At 37.2% G+C, this 17280-nt stretch carries 22 protein-coding genes; 13 read left to right on the forward strand and 9 right to left on the reverse strand.

Translation table 11 applies throughout. The annotated features are described in order from the left end of the window. Window positions 1-59 precede the first annotated feature (59 nt). Entirely contained in the window at window positions 60-239 is a 180-nt protein-coding gene (locus QRN39_RS04155) for a hypothetical protein (RefSeq protein WP_268458837.1), read from the forward strand. 39 nt (window positions 240-278) lie between these two features. Here the strand turns inward: QRN39_RS04155 and QRN39_RS04160 are convergent, their stop codons facing one another. After that, window positions 279-1013: a hypothetical protein gene (locus QRN39_RS04160; protein WP_284906244.1), complete on the reverse strand. Its 735-nt coding sequence runs from the start codon at window positions 1011-1013 to the stop codon at window positions 279-281. Window positions 1014-1263: 250 nt separating this feature from the next. On the opposite strand from QRN39_RS04160, the gene QRN39_RS04165 reads away from it, so the two are divergent. From QRN39_RS04165 to QRN39_RS04185, 5 genes are all read left to right on the forward strand, one after another. Continuing rightward, window positions 1264-2094 carry a sialate O-acetylesterase gene (locus QRN39_RS04165; protein WP_268458834.1) on the forward strand — a complete coding sequence of 277 codons (831 nt, stop codon included), beginning with the start codon at window positions 1264-1266 and terminating at the stop codon, window positions 2092-2094. Between the two features lie 126 nt (window positions 2095-2220). After that, entirely contained in the window at window positions 2221-2883 is a 663-nt protein-coding gene (gene catA, locus QRN39_RS04170; RefSeq protein WP_284906245.1) for a type A chloramphenicol O-acetyltransferase, read from the forward strand. A 200-nt stretch (window positions 2884-3083) separates the two neighbouring features. Further along, entirely contained in the window at window positions 3084-4211 is a 1128-nt protein-coding gene (locus tag QRN39_RS04175; protein ID WP_284906246.1) for a response regulator aspartate phosphatase, read from the forward strand. Continuing rightward, window positions 4201-4326 (forward strand): hypothetical protein, encoded by a 126-nt coding sequence (locus QRN39_RS04180; RefSeq protein WP_262982764.1) that lies wholly within the window; start codon window positions 4201-4203, stop codon window positions 4324-4326. Before QRN39_RS04175 ends, QRN39_RS04180 begins: the two co-directional genes overlap by 11 nt. Before the next feature lie 183 nt (window positions 4327-4509). Further along, complete coding sequence (locus QRN39_RS04185) at window positions 4510-5340, forward strand: SMI1/KNR4 family protein (protein ID WP_284906247.1); 831 nt, start codon at window positions 4510-4512, stop codon at window positions 5338-5340. Between the two features lie 41 nt (window positions 5341-5381). On the opposite strand, the gene QRN39_RS04190 is transcribed toward QRN39_RS04185, so the two are convergent. From QRN39_RS04190 to QRN39_RS04220, 7 genes are all read right to left on the reverse strand, one after another. Next, window positions 5382-5537 carry a DUF2651 family protein gene (locus QRN39_RS04190; RefSeq protein ID WP_284906248.1) on the reverse strand — a complete coding sequence of 52 codons (156 nt, stop codon included), beginning with the start codon at window positions 5535-5537 and terminating at the stop codon, window positions 5382-5384. Between the two features lie 111 nt (window positions 5538-5648). Continuing rightward, window positions 5649-6629 carry a hypothetical protein gene (locus QRN39_RS04195; RefSeq protein ID WP_284906249.1) on the reverse strand — a complete coding sequence of 327 codons (981 nt, stop codon included), beginning with the start codon at window positions 6627-6629 and terminating at the stop codon, window positions 5649-5651. A 368-nt stretch (window positions 6630-6997) separates the two neighbouring features. After that, entirely contained in the window at window positions 6998-7873 is an 876-nt protein-coding gene (locus QRN39_RS04200; RefSeq protein ID WP_003211978.1) for a LysR family transcriptional regulator, read from the reverse strand. 23 nt (window positions 7874-7896) lie between these two features. Continuing rightward, window positions 7897-8595, reverse strand: coding sequence for a cysteate racemase (cuyB, locus tag QRN39_RS04205; protein WP_284906250.1), 699 nt, complete (start codon window positions 8593-8595; stop codon window positions 7897-7899). A 103-nt stretch (window positions 8596-8698) separates the two neighbouring features. Next, on the reverse strand, window positions 8699-8905 hold the full coding sequence (locus tag QRN39_RS04210; protein ID WP_240792636.1) for a GNAT family N-acetyltransferase: 207 nt from the start codon (window positions 8903-8905) through the stop codon (window positions 8699-8701). A gap of 5 nt (window positions 8906-8910) precedes the next feature. Continuing rightward, entirely contained in the window at window positions 8911-9060 is a 150-nt protein-coding gene (locus tag QRN39_RS04215) for a hypothetical protein (protein ID WP_284906251.1), read from the reverse strand. 15 nt (window positions 9061-9075) lie between these two features. Beyond that, entirely contained in the window at window positions 9076-9966 is an 891-nt protein-coding gene (locus tag QRN39_RS04220; protein ID WP_212046035.1) for a LysR family transcriptional regulator, read from the reverse strand. 125 nt (window positions 9967-10091) lie between these two features. Between QRN39_RS04220 and QRN39_RS04225 the strand changes: the two genes are divergently transcribed. Continuing rightward, window positions 10092-11246, forward strand: coding sequence for an MFS transporter (locus QRN39_RS04225; protein ID WP_284906252.1), 1155 nt, complete (start codon window positions 10092-10094; stop codon window positions 11244-11246). A gap of 121 nt (window positions 11247-11367) precedes the next feature. Here the strand turns inward: QRN39_RS04225 and lpdA are convergent, their stop codons facing one another. Next, complete coding sequence (lpdA, locus tag QRN39_RS04230) at window positions 11368-12762, reverse strand: dihydrolipoyl dehydrogenase (RefSeq protein WP_284906253.1); 1395 nt, start codon at window positions 12760-12762, stop codon at window positions 11368-11370. Window positions 12763-12946: 184 nt separating this feature from the next. Here lpdA and QRN39_RS04235 point away from each other — a divergent pair, with 184 nt between their 5' ends. The 6 genes from QRN39_RS04235 to QRN39_RS04260 all read left to right on the forward strand — a co-directional run bounded on the left by QRN39_RS04235 (window position 12947) and on the right by QRN39_RS04260 (window position 17234). Next, complete coding sequence (locus QRN39_RS04235; protein ID WP_251190962.1) at window positions 12947-13516, forward strand: TetR/AcrR family transcriptional regulator; 570 nt, start codon at window positions 12947-12949, stop codon at window positions 13514-13516. A 30-nt stretch (window positions 13517-13546) separates the two neighbouring features. Then, window positions 13547-13972 carry a GNAT family N-acetyltransferase gene (locus QRN39_RS04240; protein ID WP_284906254.1) on the forward strand — a complete coding sequence of 142 codons (426 nt, stop codon included), beginning with the start codon at window positions 13547-13549 and terminating at the stop codon, window positions 13970-13972. A gap of 239 nt (window positions 13973-14211) precedes the next feature. After that, on the forward strand, window positions 14212-14733 hold the full coding sequence (locus QRN39_RS04245) for a ClbS/DfsB family four-helix bundle protein (RefSeq protein ID WP_106029862.1): 522 nt from the start codon (window positions 14212-14214) through the stop codon (window positions 14731-14733). A 232-nt stretch (window positions 14734-14965) separates the two neighbouring features. Beyond that, window positions 14966-16099, forward strand: a complete 1134-nt coding sequence (locus QRN39_RS04250; protein ID WP_050945233.1) for a Rap family tetratricopeptide repeat protein — start codon at window positions 14966-14968, stop codon at window positions 16097-16099. Beyond that, the gene (locus QRN39_RS04255) at window positions 16089-16226 is read left to right on the forward strand and encodes a hypothetical protein (RefSeq protein ID WP_012009633.1); all 138 of its coding nucleotides are present in this window, start codon (window positions 16089-16091) and stop codon (window positions 16224-16226) included. Before QRN39_RS04250 ends, QRN39_RS04255 begins: the two co-directional genes overlap by 11 nt. Window positions 16227-16784: 558 nt before the next feature. Continuing rightward, window positions 16785-17234, forward strand: coding sequence for a GyrI-like domain-containing protein (locus QRN39_RS04260; protein ID WP_284906256.1), 450 nt, complete (start codon window positions 16785-16787; stop codon window positions 17232-17234). Window positions 17235-17280 lie beyond the last annotated feature (46 nt).

Genomic DNA, 17280 nt, shown 5'->3' on the forward strand with positions numbered 1-17280 from the left:
AGTGAAAAGTTGGTTATAAGGTTAGGTAAAACGTGATATGATTGTAAAAAGGAGGTAATATGATGACATTTAAAAAAGCGTTCAATATAGGTTACCTTGTTTTGCTTTTATCTTTTATTGTCGTATATTTCTTGCTTCCAGTCGAACAAATATTTACCGCAATTATGATCCTAACCGTCCTATTTGGAGTATATCAATTTGTGATTTTCAAAAAACTAAAAGAGCAAAAACAGCAATAAAAAAAGCCCTAGTCTGCATTAGACTGGGGCCTTTTTTATTCAACCAGTTCCACACATATAAACTTTTCCTGCCGATCCTACTTCGTCCAGTTTTTTATTTTTACGTTTACTGTCCGAGAACATTTTCAAGTGTCTCTTTCTCCACAAATAACAAATATCAGTGTCGGCTCGTGTTCCCCAACGTGCGGAGAAGTAACCTGTTTTCATTTTCAATTGAATCATTATTTGAGCAGCGGCAGTAGCAATCCAGCCAACATAAGGAATGCGGTTTAAAATGGCTGCTACAATCACCCCTAAAGCTGCCTTTCCTTCTACTGTAATACGGTAATGATCATATTTGGACCATGCCCATTTGCCCTTTTGTTTCTGTGTTATGAAATCATCATTTGCTAATTGTTCAATTGAATTAGTGACCGTTGGATTCATTTGATTTTCTAGTACAATGCTGTTTGCAATCTTATTTACCTGTTCTTCAATTGCTGCTATTTCGTCAGATTTTAGATAGTTACTAGTAACAGAAATATTACCTGTCTCTTTGTTAGAGGTATAGGTGATTGTGCCAAGTTCAGTTTTAAAAGTGGTAACATGTTGCGAATCGTTTTCCATGGTTTTTATATTTGTTTTCAATCCGTCTATTTCTTCGGTGAATTCTTCGTGATTTTTAAAAGAGTCGTTTTCTTTTGAGGTGTTTTTCTCAGTTGCAAAACTTGGGGGAACAGAGGTCAAAATCAGGGACAAGGACAACAAAATAATAAACAACGCCCGTTTTTTCATGTAATTCCTCCTATGGAAAATATAGTCTTGCGACACAATCTTATCTTTTTCAACAAATATAAAAAAGAGACTTAAATACCATTTTATAGGAGTGTTGTGTTTTCATTGTGTTAATAGCTGAATGCACTTTTTGAATTAATTAAAATAAGCGCTAATAGGGCTTGAGATTGTTGAAATTTATAAAAAAAGAAAATGATAACGTTCAAGCGAATACATATTTAATAAAATATTTAGTGGAGGGGAAAATGATATGAAGTCATTTTTACTAATTGGACAATCCAATATGGCGGGTCGAGGCTTCATGCATGAAGTGCCGCCAATTTATAATGAAAGAATCATGATGCTGCGAAATGGTAGATGGCAAATGATGACTGAACCTATTCATTTTGATAGGCCGGTAGCTGGCGTTGGACTGGCGGCTTCCTTTGCGGAGGCTTGGTGTAAGGATCATGAAGGAGAGAAGATTGGTCTGATTCCATGTGCCGAAGGTGGCAGTTCCATTGATGAGTGGTCACGAGAGGGGGCTTTATTTCGTCATGCAATAAATGAAGCTAAATTTGCAAAGGAAAATAGCGAATTGGCCGGGATATTATGGCATCAAGGAGAAAGTGACAGCCAAGATGGGAAGTACAAAGCATATTATGAAAAAATACTAAGATTATTTCATGAGCTAAGAACTGAATTATCTGCACCTAACATTCCGCTTTTGATAGGAGGTTTGGGCGATTTCTTGGGAAAGAGAGCATTTGGCGCAGGATGTGTGGAATATCAACTGATCAATGAGGAACTACAAAAATCTGCACATCATCATGAAAATTGTTATTATGTTACTGCGAAAGGCCTTATACCTAACCCGGACGGAATTCACATCAATGCGATGTCCCAGAGAATATTTGGTATAAGATATTATGAAGCATTTCGAAAAAAAGAACATATACATGAGCCAATAACAAATGAAAATGAGTTAGTGAATGAATGTCATAATAGAATGAATACCTCAGCGGAGAAAACATATATAGCACTAGAAAAATTCACGTTGGGCAAGATGACTTACGAAGAGTTGCTGCAGGCTTTAACGTAGGCAAAGCTCATGGTAGACTTTGAATGGACAGAAAGATGACAAATCTCTTGAAAGGATGACTGTGGTGGTGAAAACAGATAAAGTCTCCTCCTGAATACAGTAAATCACATTCAGGAGGAGATAAAAATGTTTAAACAAATAGACGAAAATTATCCGCGAAAAGAGCACTTTCACCATTATATGACGTTAACCCGATGCTCATATAGCTTGGTGATCAATCTAGACATCACGAAATTGCATGCAATATTAAAAGAAAAAAAGCTAAAAGTATATCCTGTGCAAATTTATTTGTTAGCAAGAGCTGTGCAAAAAATTCCTGAGTTTCGGATGGATCAAGTGAACGATGAACTTGGTTACTGGGAGATTCTCCATCCTAGTTATACGATTCTAAATAAAGAAACAAAGACGTTTTCAAGTATTTGGACGCCTTTTGATGAAAACTTTGCTCAGTTTTATAAAAGCTGTGTAGCCGATATTGAAACATTTAGCAAAAGCAGCAACCTATTTCCGAAACCTCATATGCCAGAAAACATGTTCAATATTTCAAGTCTACCGTGGATTGATTTTACTTCTTTTAACCTTAATGTATCTACAGATGAAGCTTATTTACTGCCAATATTTACGATAGGCAAATTTAAGGTGGAAGAAGGAAAAATCATTTTGCCCGTTGCCATACAAGTACATCATGCTGTTTGTGATGGCTATCATGCCGGTCAATATGTTGAATATTTGAGGTGGCTTATTGAACATTGTGAAGAGTGGTTAAATGATTCATTGCATATTACCTGAAGACAAAAGGTGCTCCCATGAAAATCTAGAAGATGAAGGTAGACTGAAATGAGTCTGCCTTTTTGTTTTGTGATGATAATGTGCCAAAGGTTTATTGATGTAACAATTGTTCTTTTTGCGGTTTCTTTTCGGTGCTTTGTAAATTCCTATATGTGATAATAAATGTAATATAAGGGAAATTAGTGGAAGGGGAATAAGGGATGGAGAAAGTTCTTTCTTCACATGTAGGTGTGAAAATAAATGAATGGTATAAAATGATTCGGCAATTCAGTGTACCCGACGCAGAGATTTTGAAAGCTGAGGTAGAACAAGAAATTGAACGAATGGAAGAGGATCAAGATTTACTCATTTATTATCAATTGATGTGCTTTCGACATCAAATCATGTTAGATTACATTAAACCTGTAGACTTTAATAAAAATAGACCAACCATTTCATCCCTCTTAGATCTGATAGAAACCTCTCAAGAAACGCTCACCGGCATGTTAGAGTATTACAATTTATTTTTCAGAGGCATGTATGAATTCAGTAATAAAGAGTATGTAGAAGCGATAAAATATTATAGAAAAGCAGAAATAAAGCTGGAGATTGTTTCTGACGAAATTGAAAGAGCTGAATTCCATTTTAAAGTTGCAGAAGCTTATTACATGATGAAACAGACACATGTATCTATGCACCATATTCTGAAAGCAATGGAGATTTACGAACAATATGACCTGTATAAAGTAAGAAAGATTCAATGCTCATTTGTAATTGCAGGAAACTACGATGATATGAAACGCAGCGATAAAGCTCTTCCTCATTTAGAAAAATCTTTAAGGATGGCTGAAGAAATTCAAAACAATAGATTGATCTCATCAGCATATTATAATCTGGCTGATTGCTATGAATGTTTAGGTGATACAGATCAAGCTATTGCTTATTGTGAAAAGGCTGTTCGTATCAACAAAAATGAACGATATGACAACTTACCACATTCGCTTTATTTTCTGTCATCGTTATTGATGAAAAAAGGCGATTATAAAAAGGGAAAAGATGTCCTTGATTATGGCTTTTCGATCTCTGTTCAATATGATGACGATTTATACAAACGACTGTTCCACTTTATCAAAGCCCTATATGTTGATAAAGTAAATATTGACCAAATTAAACAGGTCTTTCATTTTTTAGATGAGAACAAAATTTATGCTTATTTAGAAGAGCTGTCTTATGATGTGGCAGGTGTGTTCAAATCTAAAAATGATCACGAAACAGCAAATGAATTTTTAATGAAAATGTTGGACGCGCAAACAAAAATTTTGAAAGGGGACTGTCTTTATGAGTATTAAAAAAGTTGTTTTTTGTGCATTGGCAGTCATTGTACTCGCATCTACTGCTGGTATTCCATCACTTTCTAAAAGTGATAACAGCAACATCGAGGTTGCTTCAAGAAAACAAACGTAAAAAAGCCTCCTCCAAGGGGCTTTTTTATTTTGTCGTAAAGCTTATAGCCTTTAAGGTCTCAGAGAGGATGAAAGGTTTATGATCTTCTCCTCATCACCAGTTTATTAATAGATAAGTTTGAGTAGAGAATTCATAATGAACCAATGTTATACTGACCTTAATACAGATTGGGAGGCACCCACTTTGAAATCATTCTGGGAAAAAGAAGAAGAGAGCCCTTTCACATTAAAAAAGATAAATGAGGAACAAATTCGTGAAGCAGAGGGAGCTTTTGGAGTCACTTTACCTGATACATACAAAAAGCTCATTTTAGAATGGAATGGCGGTTTTACAGTTCGCAATGCTTTTCCAACGGAACAGCCGAATTCATGGGCTGAGGATCATGTTCAATTTGACCATCTAAGAGGAATCGCCAAAGGTGATGGCATCATGAATAGTCCCGAGTTAAGTAATGAATTGAATCTGCCTGAGGGACTTGTGATCATCAGCGGAGAAGAAGATACATGGATCGCCATGGATTATCGAGAAACGAAGGAACATCCTTCTATTCACTATTTTGATTTAGAGCTGGAAGTAGATTTTAAGCTGGCAGAAACTTTCGATGAATTCATTGGACAGTTATATACAGCTGAAGATGCGATGATCGAAGTAGTAGAGATTGAGGAGGAAGCTTCGGATTTATATGTCAGTAAAGAAGAGCTTGAACACATATTTGAGAGGCAGGACCTTCGTCAGCAGAATCTCTTCAAAATGGCACATTATTCGATGGAAGAAACGGAAGAGATCGAATGGTTTTTCGATCGTATGAAACAATGCATCCAACAGATAAAAGATCAACATGTCTTGTATGAAACAGCGACAACGATTCACTCCATCCTTCTGTTAAACCCGGATATGCCAAGGAATGACCGTATCGATCAAGAGCTGCAAGAAATTGCTGAATTTCTAGAAAAGAGTGGAGAGCCTAATATCGCCTTTTTGGGAGAAGACATTCATCCAGTGGAAAAACGATAGTGAAAGAAGAAAAGCCCCTGTAAAGGGCTTTTTAAATGTATTTAAGACCTCTTTTTATTTAAAATTTTCATGATGAATAATGCTATATATGAAGCAATGAATGAGCCAAAAGTGTAAACAACTGCCCAGCCTAAGAAGGAGACATTAAAAAGTGTAAATGTCAGGATGAGTAAAAAGATAAAGCTCACAACTGGCATGAAATAAACTTTTTGTACATCAATGTGACGATAAAAGAAGCGATGATCATACTGACTGGAAGCAAGCCGAATGCGAATTCTAAATGAGTCATATCAATTCTCCTTTTAGAATCACTTATTAAATATTTTGAGAATATCATTTCTATTTTGTTCTAACATCAAAAAATCATATTCAGATAAATGATTCTTATCCAGAATTTTGTCGAGACCTTTTATCTTTAAAGAATTCAATCTTTTTCCCTTTTGATATGAATAAGAAGAAATTTCATATTCTCCAGTCTTTTTTTGGTTTAATAAGTAGATATGATCAGAATTTAAATAGACGAACTTAACATTGAGTCCTTCCTCATGCTCTAAGGAATAGGATTCTTCTGGTTTCATCGTTTTTGTGTTAAATGTATAAATCTTAGAATTTGCAGTTAAGTGATATAAAATATCGTCTTTTATATAGAAGTGCTTTTCATTTGGTGGAATTAGTTGATCTTCACTTTTATAGCTGCCAAGTAAATATGCTCCTCTTAATTTTTTCTTTTCTATATCAAATACTGCTACTTTAAAAGACACATCCTTAGAATCTTCAGGAGTGTGATAGAGGATAAAATAAGCTAATTTGTCCTTAATGATAATATTTGAATAAACTTCCCAGTCTTCATTAATGAGTTTAATATGACCACCATTTTGAAGAGTCGGTTTGTCCTCTAAATTCAATTCATGAAAAGTAGATCGATCAGTATCCATATTTTGATTGATCACGTAAATTTTATCTTCGTCGTTTCCTGTACTAACAAAGTATCCATTTAAAATCTGCTCGTGAAAGTTTTGACTGTTGCCCCATCTAATTAAACTTTTATAGTCCTTCTCTCCAAAACCTTGGTTGTTTAATGTATAAAATATTTCTTTGTTCTTTAAATATCCATTAGCTTGTCCATAACCAGTATGTACTTTATTTTTGAACTTAAAATGAGCAGTTTTTTTTCCAAGAATATTTATTTCTGAAGGGTTTTCTTTCAGTAACATCTGTTCACCTTGAGCAATAGAACCTAATTCAATTGCATCACCTTCTGAAGTAGTTAATTCACCTTTTTTATTCATATATATTGTGTAGCTCCCTTCACGCTGATAATCAATTGATGCTGAAAGGTAGATGGTAGCTAATTTGTCATTTAGAAATGAAGGTTTGAACTCATTTTCTGAAACGTGTGTAGCATGTTCTTTTAAGAATAAATTTTTTAGTAGATAATAGGAAGAAAACAAAACCAATGATGATGCTAATAACTAATTTTTTCTTGGGTCTCATTTTCAAAACAACCTTCCTCATTAGGGCTTGTATAATAAAAAGAACATTCTTAGAAAAATTCACTTCACTTAGAGAGTATTAAACCTCTCTAAAGGGAGCTTACTTTATTTAACTTTGGAAAGCTAATCAGAACGTATCCAAAAAAGCCCTAAAAAGGGCTTTTTTAATCTAATTCATGAAAAAACTGTTTGAGTTGATCAATAAAAACTGATTTGGATTTTCCTTTTTTATAAATGAACTCGATATTGATGTTGAAATTGATGGATGGATCGATTGAAATTTGTTTTAATGTTCCTTGTTCTACCTCATTTCTAACGCAATGATGAGGTAGAAACGATAGTCCCATTCCTTGAAGTACTAAATTTTTTGCGGTTTCCATATGATCAACCTCAATGGAAATGTTCGGTGTGATGCTGTTTTTTTGAAATAATCGGTGGAGCATCAACCAATCAAATGACCCATAGTCAAAGAAAATAAAAGGCTGTTCTTCTAGTTCTTTCATATTAATGTTGTCAAGGCTAGCGAGCGGGTGATGAGTTGGGACGAACAGCCCGATTGGATCACTGAAAATCGGGATTGATTCAATTTGAGGATGTGTTTCAGTCCTGACAATGCCAAAGTCTACTTGGTTGTTAATCACTTTTTGGACAACATCCTTTGAGTGTCCTGTTACGATTTTCACTTTCAGGTTTTCGTATTTTTCTTTTAGGGCGGGCAATATGTTAGGCAATAGATTATTGGAAATAGAGGATGCGCATCCAATCGTCAATTCATAAGGAATCATCGTTTGTTTGAGACTATGCTTTGCTTCTTGATAAGAATGGAGGATCTTTTTGGCATGCGGGTAAAACTGTTCACCTTTTTCCGTCAGAGATAGTTTATTTCTCTGTCTATCAAATAATTTTAGGTCTAATTCCTTTTCTAACGATTGAATACGTGCCGAAACAGAAGGCTGGGTTAAATACAGTGCTTCCGCAGCTTTATTGATACTGCCTAGCTGGCATACGTAAATAAACGCTTCTATATTCTCAATATTCATTTTATCCCCTTAAATTACGTACTTTAAATGTTTAGCTTTTCAAGCTCATACACTAATTTTACAGCTTCTTTCGCCAAAATGACAGTAGGGTCAATCACTTTCACATCTTTAGTTGACCTTAAGACTAAGGGGATTTCTGTACAGCCGGCAATGATGGCTTCTGCTCCTTGATTGATTAAAATCTCTGCAGCTACCGCTAATTCACTTTCGCCTTTACTTAATTTTCCTGCTTTCACCGCATATATCCCATTCATAACGCTCTTCTGAAGATTTTCACTAGGAGTCATGACGTCAATCTTGTGATGAGCACAAGCCCTTTGATAGAGCTCGGTTTTTAATGTTCCATCAGTACATAGTAAGCCCACAGATGTATAGTGATGTTTGTTTAGGTAACTTGCGGTTTCTAATGGCATATTTATGATAGGGATATGAGTGGAATGTCGTATGTTTTCTAAAAAGAAGTGAGCGGTATTGCATGCAATGAGAATAAAGTCCGCTCCTGCACGTTCTAATCTCTTAGCTGATGCAATCATATCATCTGTAGGATCTTCGCCTTTCCCAAATATGGCATTGGTTCTATCAGGGATTTGCGGATAATTATCAGCAATCACATGGAGATGATCCTGATCTTTTATCGCTGGAGTATGAGAAATGATTTTTTTCATCAGATCAATCGTTGCTAAAGGACCCATCCCGCCCATAATTCCGATCGTTGTAGACATATACGCCACCACATTTCTTTTTTTTCTATTATAAAAAAAGAAAGCATGGTGAGCGTTATAGAAAAGTTCTATATGTATATAGAAGGTTTATCAAAAGCGTCTTTTACTGGCGCTTAGCGGTCCACTCCGATTGAAGAATCGCATATTGATATTCTTCAACCCAATGTCCTTTTGACATATCATTTTGAAGCAAATGTCCTTCGCGTCTCATTTCTAAACGTTCCAGCACGCGAATAGATTTTTCATTGCGCACATCAGTAAAGGCAATGATTTTATGCTTGTTCAGTGTAGTGAAAATATATTCGATCATTGAACTCAAGGCTTCGTGAATATAGCCCTTTCCTTTAAATAGGTTGCAATAGAGGGGGTTGCTCGGTATTGATAAAATGCATCGATATCTTGCAGATCAAATTGACGAATCGCTACCCGGTTTGTCCTTGTAAATATGCTGTTTGCATTCTTCATGTTTTACCCTCATTTTTAGTTTGTTCTTGATTTGAAAAAGTCTATTAGCCATTCAGATAGCTGCTGCTGTGCTTTGCTGACAAATCGATCTGCATAATAAGTTAATTCTAAGTGACGAACAGGTGCCGGATCAGCAATAGGAATCGAAACAATATTTGGCCATGTCGCATGTTGTTGCAGCAATCCTCGCGGCTGAATGGTTGCACCGATGCCGGCTTCAACCAGCTGCAATAATGAAGATGCGGACCCAACCTCCATGACAGTGTCTAGTTCCACACCCTGTTCTTTACATACGTCTTCTACTAAATCTCTTCCTAGATATCCCTTCGGATACATGACCAAAGCATGCTGCGTCAGCTCTTCCAATGTCACTTCACTCTGTTGGGCTAGTTCACTTTCTGAATGAGCAAATAATTCGTAGGGCTCACTTCCAAGTGGAATTTGAATGAGACGCTTATCCGCAGGCCCTCTCAGCCCGATGCCGAGATCCACCTTATGCGACAGAACCTCTTCACGAACGAAGATCGTTGAATATGCTTTCAGATTGGTTTCAGGATAAAGTGTTTTAAATTCTACAAATAGCGGAACAAGCTGAAAGTCAAGATCGGAAGGGAGAACGGCAAGTCGAACGTTTCCCCGTTTTTCAGATAATAGTTCTTTCATCGCATTTTTTGCATCTCTTTCAGCTTGAAGCATTTTCATCCCATATTGATATAGCAGAGAACCCGCTTCGGTAGCGACGACTTTTTTGCCGATTCGATCAAAGAGCGGCATCCCAACTTCTGCTTCAAGCAGCCGAATCTGCTGGCTTAATGTAGGCTGTGATATCCCTAATTGCTCAGCAGCTTTTGTGAAATGTAAATGATCGAATACAGCCATGAAATATGTAATATGCCGAGTATCCATTTGTCATCCTTTCATTAATAATAGTTTTTTACTATCATCATAATACGAATTATTGTATTGATCAATGAATGCGGCGGATTTATACTCAAAGTAACTTCAACAAGTAGAGAGGAAGAAGTGCATTGATGAAAAAAATATTTTATTTAGCCGCTTTATTTTTAGCTGCATTAAACTTGCGCCCAATCATTACATCCGTCGCTTCTATGATGAGTATGATCCAATCAGAGCTTGGTGTGAACGCACTGACAGCCAGTCTTTTGACCACTTTGCCTGTCCTTTGTATGGGGGTGTTTGCTCCCGTTGCGACGACACTCAGCCGGCGTTTTGGTTTAGAGAGAACGCTTTTTTTCTCGATTCTTCTCATCACGATAGCCACAGCGCTGCGGGGTACAAGCCAATCGGTCGCTATTCTGCTCATGACTGCATTTGCAGGAGGGGTAGGGATTAGCTTCGCGGGTCCTTTATTGTCTAGTTTTATTAAAAAGTATTTCCCGAGAAATCCTGGTATTGTCAGTGTTTATTCCATTTCGATGACAATAGGTGCAGCACTTGCTTCCGGCTTCACCATTCCGATTTACCTACGCAGTCACCATCTTCCGTTTGCATTGTCTTGCTGGGCTATTCTAGGGGTGATCGCGCTTATTCTCTGGGTAGGTATTGCTCGCAAAAATGAGCAGAGTGATTTTGTTACCTTGCCGCTAAAATTGCCGCTGCGAAACAAAAAGGCGATTCAATTTACCTTGTTTTTTGGCTTTATGTCCAGCATGTTTTATTCTTTGACGGCATGGATTTCACCGATTGCTCTTAGTTTTGGAAACAGTCCGCAATATGCTGCCATGCTGCTGACCATATTTACACTCATTCAGATTCCGGTGGCACTACTCGTTCCAGCGGTCGTTACTCGATTAGGAAAACCGAAATTATTTCTCATCTTATGCAGTCTGTCTGAGCTGATTGGCCTCATCTTTCTTCTTCTGCCAATGCCGATCTTGCCAGCTGTCATTTTCCTAGGTATGGGTGCAGGTGGATTATTTCCTTTAGCGCTCATGCTACCGATTATAGAGACGCGTACTCCAGAGGAAGCCGGAACTTGGTCCGCCATGTCGCAGATGGGCGGGTATATCATGGGAGGATTCGGTCCGTTTTTCATTGGCTTGGTTTTCGATCTAAGCGGACATTTTTATGCTTCTATTGTGGCAATGCTTGTCATCGTCATGCTGATGATTGGCGTTCAGTTATCCATGAATCTCGGTAAAAAGCGTGAAGTAGGATCCAATTAACGATAAATTGACCGACGTTTTAATATGAGTGCTCAATTGAAATCGCCATAGCCTATTATTCTTAAATAAATAAGCTATGGCGATTATTTTTGCTCAATTTTAGAAGCTACACCTGAACCAATTATCGTGCAAGATATTTTTCAACTTTACGGGTGGCCATTTCTGCAGCTTCCATGATCATTTCACCTAATGTTGGGTGAGGATGAATCGTCATTGCTAAATCTTCTACTGTAGCACCAATTTCAATAGAGAGAGAAAGTTCTGATATAAGAGTAGATGCTTCTGCACCTACGATTTGTGCTCCTAAAATAAGGCCAGATTCGGCATGAGCTACAATCTTCACAAATCCTTCTGGTTCTTTTAATGCCAGCGCTCGACCATTAATGGAGAACATTGTTTTTCCAATGACAGTCGGAATGGATTGTTGCTTGCAATCTGTTTCGCTCAGTCCAACACTCGTCAATTCTGGGCTGGAAAACACAACAAGTGGGATCGCTTTATAATCTATAATAGAAGGTTTACCAGCGATTGCCTCTGCTGCAACCTTCGCTTCATAGGAAGCTTTATGAGCCAGAGCAGGACCCTCGGTGATATCACCAATGGCATATATGTGCGGAATGGATGTTCTGCATTGTTCATCAACTTCAATCAGTCCGTGAGGGGTAATGGACAACCCGATAGAATCAAGGCCTAATGAATCATCTGTATTCGGTTTTCTTCCGACAGTAATCAGTGCATATTCCGCTTTCACCGTGTAGCTTTCTTTCTGTTTCTCATAATGAAGATCAATTCCGTTTATATGCTGCTTGGCATCTGTGACGTGTGCTCCTGTAATCAGAGTGATGTTATCTTCTTTCAATTGTCGAACGACAGGCGAGACAAGTTCACTTTCAAAGCCAGGCAATACTTGATTGCCGCCTTCCAAAATGGTGACGTTTGCTCCAAACCTTGCAAACATCTGTCCTAGTTCAACCCCAATATAACCACCTCCAACTACAACAAGGCTTTTCGGAATTTTAGGAAGGGATAGTGCTTCAGTTGAAGACAATATACGACCTCCGAAAGGGAGTGATCTAATTTCAATTGGACGGGAACCAGTTGCTAGTATTAGATGTTTGAAATTGATTCGCTTTTCACCTTTTTCGGCATGTTGAATCACCGCTGTATGATGATCGATCAAGCTTGCCTCACCTTCCAGAATGGTAACTCCCGCTGACTTTAGCAAAAATTGGACGCCTCCAGCTTGTTTTTTCACAACAGCTTTTTTGAACGCTTGAGCATCCTTGAAAGAGCCGCTTTCTTGAAAAACCCCCAATTGTGTGCGGAGTTTGAACCGCTCTGCTTCTGCTATTAGGGCTTTAGAAGGGATACAGCCTACATGGGTACATACTCCACCTAATTGATCACGCTCTACAATCGCTGTTTTCATGCCGAGATGAGCTGAACGTAATGCCGCCACGTAGCCTCCCGGACCTGATCCGATCACTAAAGTATCTACTGTTTCTAAATGAATCATTTCTTGCACCTCCGTCTTAAATATGATGATCATAATATATTATAGTCATCATATTTTGATGAAGTCAATCCCAACTAAGTGAGGAAAGATGGATTTCAGTCAATTGACACAAGAAAATATGATGATTATAATATTTTGATAAAGACACTTAAAAAGAGTTAAAGTGAAGGAGGGGAGTAAAAAGATGCCTTATCCGAAAGGTCATAAGTCAAAAGTGAGAGAGCAAATCATTGCAAGTGCTGCACGAGCATTTCGAACAAATGGCGTTCGTAATATCAGTTTGCCATTCATTATGAAAGGGGCAGGTCTAACTCATGGAGGGTTTTACGCTCATTTTAAGAACAAGGATCAGTTGGTGATAGAGGCTTTTCATTTTGCTATTACTGATACGATAAAGCTGCTGCAAAGTGTTGCAGACAAGAAAGCAGACCAGTCTCGAATTCAGACGATCATTGAATTCTATTTAAGTTCCGTTCACCGTGATCAGACGGAGGTCGGCTGTATACTGCCTGCACTTGCAGGGGAGATTTCTCAATTATCGCAAGAGGTACGGAAAGCCTATACGGATGAATTGAAACGGTTTATGGCGTTTATAGCCGATACGGGAAACATCGGTCTCTCTACGAGTTACGCACTAGTAAGCAGCATGGTCGGTACAATCGCTCTTGCACGTGCTGTCAATGATTCGCAGTTCAGCGATCAATTGTTATTGGCAGGTAGAATACAGGCAAAACACATTCTAGAGGTGAATTAACATTCAAATAAAAACAGGGGGGATGTTGTGATGTTGATTAGAGAAGCAAGCATAGAAGATTATCCACAATTAAGACAAATCTATTTAGAATCCCGCCGTCAGAGCTTTCACTGGCTCAATACAGAAGAAATCAATCTGCAAGATTTTGATCAAGATACGCTGGAAGAGCAAATTTTCTTAGCAGAGGAAAACAATAAAATCCTCGGATTCATTTCTCTATATGTACCAGATCGTTTTATTCACCTCTTGTTTGTGCATCCCGAAGCTGCTGGTCAAGGAGCTGGCGACTTGCTTCTCAAACATGCTATAAAAGTGCTCGGAACACCGGTCACCCTCAAATGTGTCTCTGACAATCACAAGGCTTTGGCTTTTTATCAAAAAAGAGGCTGGAAGGCTGTTGTAGAAGAAGGGGAACCTGGGGCGAAATACTGGGTGCTTGTTTATGATAGAACGTAAAGAGTGTCTTTATTTTTCGCAGCCGGTTTTATAGATATTCTTTATTAAACTTACGTAGATGCTTTCATTTAACCAGAAATGCTATTGCTTTTTTGCTCGATTAAGAGTTTGATTATAATAGAGACAATAAAGCAGAAAACATTAGAATAATTCAGTATCATGAGCTATAGTTATTTTTTTTACTTTTGCAAGATGTGTTCTGAGGAAAATTTTCACGAAAAGAACTAGAGGTGAATATGATGACAACCTATGAGTCGAAAGACATTTTAAAACAAGCAATCATGAAATCGTACAATCAATACGATGAAGAATTCGATATGATTCCAGAAGAAATGAAAGATGATCGAATAGAGGATGTAAGCCGAACTCCTGCAGAAAACTTGGCCTATCAAGTTGGTTGGACAACCCTGCTGCTTCAATGGGAGCAAAACGAAACTGAAGGAAAGGTTGTCCATACGCCAGCAGAAGGATACAAATGGAATCAGCTTGGCGCATTATATTCTCTTTTTAATGAGAAGTATGCCTGTCAATCACTAGTCGCATTAAGAGCTCAGCTCAAACAGAATGTGTTAACTATTTGTGATATGTTGGATCGTATGAGTGAAGCAGAAGTGTTTGAACCTCATCAACGAAAATGGGCGGATGGCGCTACAGCAAAGGCAGTTTGGCCAGTTTATAAATTTATTCATGTGAATACCGTTGCCCCTTTTAAAAATTTCCGTACTCAAATTCGTAAATGGAAACGATTAAATCAAGTATGACGTGAAGGGTATACTGGATGTAAATATTTCGTTAGACCTGATTGTATCATCTTATTTCAGAGAGTACAGGGGCGCGAGCTCAGTTATTCCTCCTTATCAAAATGACGATCAATCACTTGGCTTCTTTAGAAGAAGCTTTTTTGTTTTTTTGCGGTTTCTTTTCGGTGCCGGATGGCTCATGAAATGATAATATATGTCATTATAGGGGAAATAGAGGAAGGGGTAAGGGCTGATGGAGAAAGTACTTTCTTCTCACGTCGGTTTGAAAATCAATGAATGGTATTATCATATTCAACGATTTAACGTACCGGACGCCGAAGCATATAAAGAGGAAATCAAATCAATGCTTGATCATATGGAAGAAAATCAAGATTTATTATTGTATTTTTCACTCATGGAGTTCAGACATAAATTAATGCTTGATTACTTAAATCCTTTAGAAAATGGGAAAGAGCGGGCGAACTTTAGGGAACTCGCAATGAAGATCAAAAGGGATCAAGAAAAATTAACAGGATTGCTCGAGTATTACTTTAATTTTTTCTACGGCATGTACGAATTTGAAAACTATGAATACCTAAATGCGATTACCTTCTATAAGCGGGCAGAAAAAAAGCTGTCTCTTGTCAGCGACGATATTGAACGTGCCGAGTTCAATTACAAGATGGCAGAAATCTATTACCACATGAAACAAACCCACATGTCGATGCACCATATCGCACAGGCGATAGAATGTTACCGAGAAAAAGATACATACACTGTTAGAGAGATTCAATGTTCTTTTGTCATTGGATTAAACTATATCGATATGGGCTGCCCCGAAAAAGCCATACCCCATTTTCAACACGCACTAGAAAAAGCCGCCGACAACTCAACAAAACGATTAAAAGGATCAGCACTTTATAATTTAGGATTGAGTTATTTTCATAACAAAGAATTAGCACAAGCGATTATTCACTTTAATGATTCAATTCGAGCATTTAAAGAGCAGGGATACGAGCATTTAAATAGAATCTTAGATCCGCTCATTATGTTGTCAAAAGCCTACTTCAAAAAGAAAGAACAGGACTTAGGTACATATGCATTAAATAACGGCATAGAACTATCTGAAAAGCTGAAAGACCATGTTCTATTATTGATATTCAAGTTTTTAAGATCCCTATACATTGACAACAATTTTGAGCAGTTGGAAAAAATAATGGAATTGTTAGAAGTAAAGTCAATGTATCCTGACCTCGAAGATTTAGCAAAAGATGCTGCAAAATATTATAATGAAATGGGAGATAAAGACAATGCGATGCATTTCTATGAAAAGATTCTTTATTTCCAAACTCAAGTAAAGCGGGGGGACTGTCAGTATGAAATTTAAAACGTTATCAGTAGTATTCGTGATGATTAGTGTCATAAGTGTTGTTGGTTATTTTACGTCTGAAGTGACAGCAAGTCATGATGAAGCTAGGAGAGGTCATACTGCAAGTATTGGTTATACTGCTTAAGTAAAAAGCCCTTTATGGGCTTTTTACTATAAAACGGAATATACGCTATGAACAAAGAATATTTTTTTCATAGAAAACATACTGAGAAGGAAGTGAAATGACAATGTTAAAATCAACAGTATTTCGAAAGATTTTCATTATATTTTTTGCTTTAACCTTTATGATTAGTCTGTTCAATATGGCTGTGTTTCCAGGGACGCCAGTGTCTTATTATGTTGGCCTGGTTTGTGAAATATTGTTTATCAGCTTGTTAAATGGTCTGTTTTTCGGAACAATTATCTATTTGATTGTCACCCTTCTCTTTGCTAAATCTTCAAAGGAAAATCAATAAACAAGTGAGCGGCTAAAGACCGTTCTTTTTTATTTTAAAAAATTAGATATGCTATTTAAAGAGAAAATGAGATGACTTTATTTATGATCTAAATCGCAATTCCTGTGAATGTTTTTCCAACATAATTCAATTATTTTTAATATCCTACTGTATTATATTTTAAAGGATGTTACCGTTGGATGTAAGGAATGATTGGCCAATCTTCCAATAAGAGTTGGAGGGAAATCATGAATTGCAAAATTGAAATGTTAACGAATATGAAAATGGTGTTTATGAGAAATATAGGACCATATGGTAGCAAAGAAAATGTAGAGATGATGAAGAGATTTAAAAAATGGATCAATCAACATCAATTAAATGATGAATTAAAGGAATTTGGTATATATGGTGTTCCTCAAGATGATCCTGGAAAAATTTCACCAGAAAAATGCAGATACGACCTCATGTTGATGACAAATAGAGATTTCTCAAAAGATCGAATGGTTCAGACTGGACATTTTGAAGGGGGAAAGTATGCTGTGTTTACAGTGACACATACAACCGAAAAAGTGAATTTGTTTTGGAGCCAATTGCCTCAAATGATCCAAAACAATCAATTAAACATGCGTCAGGCATCTATTATGGAGAGATATAGAGAAGAAGAAGGCGTGTGTGAATTCTTACTGCCTATCTTTTAAACACTTGAATGAAGTTCAATGGGAAAACAGATCTTTATGGTCTGTT

The organism is Bacillus sp. lyk4-R2A-2 (assembly GCF_030209735.1).
GTDB lineage: Bacteria > Bacillota > Bacilli > Bacillales > Bacillaceae > Bacillus > Bacillus pumilus.

Coding starts and splice junctions, on each gene's coding strand:
- QRN39_RS04155 (WP_268458837.1), top strand. CDS start 60: ATGATGACATTTAAAAAAGCGTTCAATATAGGTTACCTTGTTTTGCTT.
- QRN39_RS04160 (WP_284906244.1), bottom strand. CDS start 1,013: ATGAAAAAACGGGCGTTGTTTATTATTTTGTTGTCCTTGTCCCTGATT.
- QRN39_RS04165 (WP_268458834.1), top strand. CDS start 1,264: ATGAAGTCATTTTTACTAATTGGACAATCCAATATGGCGGGTCGAGGC.
- catA (WP_284906245.1), top strand. CDS start 2,221: ATGTTTAAACAAATAGACGAAAATTATCCGCGAAAAGAGCACTTTCAC.
- QRN39_RS04175 (WP_284906246.1), top strand. CDS start 3,084: ATGGAGAAAGTTCTTTCTTCACATGTAGGTGTGAAAATAAATGAATGG.
- QRN39_RS04180 (WP_262982764.1), top strand. CDS start 4,201: ATGAGTATTAAAAAAGTTGTTTTTTGTGCATTGGCAGTCATTGTACTC.
- QRN39_RS04190 (WP_284906248.1), bottom strand. CDS start 5,537: ATGCCAGTTGTGAGCTTTATCTTTTTACTCATCCTGACATTTACACTT.
- QRN39_RS04195 (WP_284906249.1), bottom strand. CDS start 6,629: ATGAATAAAAAAGGTGAATTAACTACTTCAGAAGGTGATGCAATTGAA.
- QRN39_RS04200 (WP_003211978.1), bottom strand. CDS start 7,873: ATGAATATTGAGAATATAGAAGCGTTTATTTACGTATGCCAGCTAGGC.
- cuyB (WP_284906250.1), bottom strand. CDS start 8,595: ATGTCTACAACGATCGGAATTATGGGCGGGATGGGTCCTTTAGCAACG.
- QRN39_RS04210 (WP_240792636.1), bottom strand. CDS start 8,905: ATGATCGAATATATTTTCACTACACTGAACAAGCATAAAATCATTGCC.
- QRN39_RS04215 (WP_284906251.1), bottom strand. CDS start 9,060: ATGAAGAATGCAAACAGCATATTTACAAGGACAAACCGGGTAGCGATT.
- QRN39_RS04220 (WP_212046035.1), bottom strand. CDS start 9,966: ATGGATACTCGGCATATTACATATTTCATGGCTGTATTCGATCATTTA.
- QRN39_RS04225 (WP_284906252.1), top strand. CDS start 10,092: ATGAAAAAAATATTTTATTTAGCCGCTTTATTTTTAGCTGCATTAAAC.
- lpdA (WP_284906253.1), bottom strand. CDS start 12,762: ATGATTCATTTAGAAACAGTAGATACTTTAGTGATCGGATCAGGTCCG.
- QRN39_RS04235 (WP_251190962.1), top strand. CDS start 12,947: ATGCCTTATCCGAAAGGTCATAAGTCAAAAGTGAGAGAGCAAATCATT.
- QRN39_RS04240 (WP_284906254.1), top strand. CDS start 13,547: ATGTTGATTAGAGAAGCAAGCATAGAAGATTATCCACAATTAAGACAA.
- QRN39_RS04245 (WP_106029862.1), top strand. CDS start 14,212: ATGACAACCTATGAGTCGAAAGACATTTTAAAACAAGCAATCATGAAA.
- QRN39_RS04250 (WP_050945233.1), top strand. CDS start 14,966: ATGGAGAAAGTACTTTCTTCTCACGTCGGTTTGAAAATCAATGAATGG.
- QRN39_RS04255 (WP_012009633.1), top strand. CDS start 16,089: ATGAAATTTAAAACGTTATCAGTAGTATTCGTGATGATTAGTGTCATA.
- QRN39_RS04260 (WP_284906256.1), top strand. CDS start 16,785: ATGAATTGCAAAATTGAAATGTTAACGAATATGAAAATGGTGTTTATG.